The 849-nt window shown below is 62.5% G+C and carries 2 protein-coding genes; both read right to left on the reverse strand.

The features are described from left to right. The coding region (locus D1614_RS27905; RefSeq protein ID WP_119440469.1) for an alpha/beta fold hydrolase at nucleotides 1-423 on the reverse strand (423 nt) is incomplete at its 3' end. 173 nt (nucleotides 424-596) lie between these two features. Next, nucleotides 597-849: nitronate monooxygenase (locus D1614_RS27910; protein ID WP_175579305.1), on the reverse strand; the 253-nt coding region annotated here is incomplete at its 5' end.

Consider the following 849-nt stretch of genomic DNA (forward strand, 5'->3'; position numbering starts at 1 on the left):
GTTCTGCGTAACGATGGCGCTGATGCGCTCCGGATGCGCCATCGCCAGACGCCAGCCGACCGGCGCGCCGTAGTCGAATACGTAGATTGCATACCGCGACAGGCCAATCGCCTGCGTAAAGCCGTCGACCACATGCGCAAGGTTGTCGAACGTGTAGCGGAAACCGTTCGGCGCCTGCGTCAGGCCAAAGCCGGGAAAGTCCGGCGCCACCACGTGATAGCGCCCGGCCAACTGCGGAATCAGGTTGCGAAACATATGCGATGCGCTCGGAAAGCCGTGCAACAACAGCACGGTCGGCGCATCGGCGGGGCCCGCCTCCCGGTAGAACACGCGCACACCTTCAACATCCACCGCGCGGTGGCGCACAGCGGTGGCGGCAAACGCATCGACAACGAAATCAGCGGCTCGGACAGGGGCGTTCATGGCACGGTTCCGGATGGGTTTCGAGAAAAAACAACGAAACCATCGTAACCACGTAAACGATATTTATCAAGTTACATGAAATTTTCCCATTGCTCGCATGCCGATTTGTGATGTGAAACAAAACGGGCACGCCGTCTGGCGTGCCCGCGCGGGAAACGATGCAGCAGAAAAACTCAGGTGAGCCGCTCGAGCGCCTGGGCTGCGATGCGCCGTGTGATGACTTCCGCCGAGTCTTCCGTGGCCAGCCGCCCAGCCTGGCCCGACCACAGGTTGATGAAATCGCCCGAGCCGGTCGGCTCCGTCTTGGCGCGCAGCGGTGCCAATGCACCGCCGGCCGTGGGGAAGGCCGGCGCAAACGTGCTCATGGGACCGATCTCGCGCATCAGCCGGTTGACGATGCCGCGCGCCGGCCGGCCGGTAAACAAA

This window comes from Maribellus luteus, from assembly GCF_003576475.1.
Taxonomy (GTDB): domain Bacteria; phylum Bacteroidota; class Bacteroidia; order Bacteroidales; family Prolixibacteraceae; genus Draconibacterium; species Draconibacterium luteum.